Origin of the sequence: Undibacterium sp. TC9W, assembly GCF_049339865.1 — a bacterium.
Classification (GTDB): Bacteria; Pseudomonadota; Gammaproteobacteria; order Burkholderiales; family Burkholderiaceae_D; genus Undibacterium.
The window spans coordinates 1-1,660 of the sequence record NZ_JBMPPJ010000055.1 but is presented as its reverse complement, the minus strand read 5'-3'; the positions used below and the strand labels follow the sequence as shown (position 1 = coordinate 1,660).

General features: G+C 53.1%; 1 protein-coding gene. It reads left to right on the top strand.

Annotated features, from left to right (window positions below; genetic code table 11):
- Positions 1–73: 73 nt before the first annotated feature.
- Positions 74–1,629 (top strand): IS3 family transposase gene (locus tag ACO0LN_RS30210; RefSeq protein ID WP_422980447.1). Its coding sequence is split into 2 segments (ribosomal slippage): positions 74–536 and positions 536–1,629, totalling 1,557 coding nucleotides; the frame shifts between segments, so codons are not numbered across the junction.
- The last annotated feature ends 31 nt before the right edge of the window (positions 1,630–1,660 follow it).

Below are 1,660 nucleotides of genomic sequence, written 5' to 3'. Positions count from 1 at the left end.
CCCCCGATGTCAGAATAGTTGTCGCGTCATCCGATAAATAGAAATCATATCGGGGGCGGGAAAAAGAGATCAAGTGAAAAAGTATTCAGAGGAACGGAAAGAGGCGATCCTGAAGAGGATGATGCCGCCGGAGAATAAAAAGATATCGGAATTGGCACGAGAAAGCGGAATTACAGAGCAAACACTTTATACTTGGCGACGTCAGGTTAGGAAACAAGGAATAGTGGTGCCAGGTAGCGGAAAGAATGCAGAGCAATGGAGCTCAGAAGACAAGTTTGCGGTTGTACTCGAAACAGCAGCGTTGAATGAGGCTGAACTGGCAGAGTACTGCCGTCGCAAAGGTTTATTTATAGAACAAATTGCAGCCTGGAAGATGGCCTGTCTGACAGCCAACACCCATGCAGAGCAGCAGACACGGGATCAGCGTGAGCAGTCCAAAGGTGACAAGAAGCGTATAAAGCAATTGGAGAAAGAATTGTTGCGCAAGGACAAGGCGCTGGCCGAAGCCGCAGCGTTATTGATACTCAGAAAAAAAGCCCAGGCGATCTGGGGAGACAAAGAGGAAGACTGATCAGTGTCCCGGATCGCCGTTTATGTATTACATTGATCAGAGAAGCAGTGGAGGCTGGTAGCCGTCTGGAACAAGCCTGTGCCGTGCTGGAACTTAGTGCGCGCACCGTCCAGCGTTGGGTGCGGGAAGGTGACGATGCTGTGGCGGCAGACCGCCGCACCACCAGCGTCAGGCCAGCGCCGGCCAACAAACTGACGGATGGTGAACGCGCCCAGATTCTTGCCGTTGCCAATAGCGAAGAATTCGCCAGCTTGCCGCCAAGCCAGATCGTTCCCACGCTAGCGGATCGTGGCCAATATCTGGCCTCAGAGTCGAGTTTTTACCGTGTATTGAAACAAGCATCACAGCAACATCACCGCGGCAGAGCCAAGAAACCCTCCAGCCGGGTGTTGACCAGCCATTGCGCCCACGGCCCTAACGAAGTCTGGAGCTGGGATATTACCTGGCTACCAGCTGCAGTCAAAGGCCAGTATTTTTATTGGTACATGATCATGGATGTCTTCAGCCGTAAGATCGTTGGTCACGAAGTCCATCGGGCAGAATCAGCAGAGCTGGCATCACGCCTGATACGCCGTGCCAGTTTGGCAGAAGGCTTGGCAGGACGCAGGCTGGTGCTGCATTCGGATAACGGTAGTGCGATGAAGGGCTCCACCATGCTCGCCACGTTGGAACATCTGGGCGTAGCTGCGTCATTTAGCCGGCCACGTGTGAGCAACGATAACGCCTATGCAGAGTCCCTGTTCCGGACCTGCAAATACCGTCCAGACTACCCGGACAAACCGTTCGCGACATTGGAAGAAGCACAGGCATGGGTACAGAAATTTGTTCGTTGGTACAATCAAGACCATAAGCACAGCGGCTTGAAGTTTGTCACGCCAGCCCAACGCCATAATGGGCAGGCTACAGTCGTGCTAAAGCAGCGCCAGCAGGTTTATAGCGAGGCCAAACGCCGCCATCCTCAACGGTGGACACAACACACCAGAAATTGGGAGTTGGCGAATCAGGTCTGGCTTAATCCGGAACGGATTGAGCCAGAAGTATCACTGCATGTAGCATGAAATGACGCGACAACTACGTTGACAAACGCCG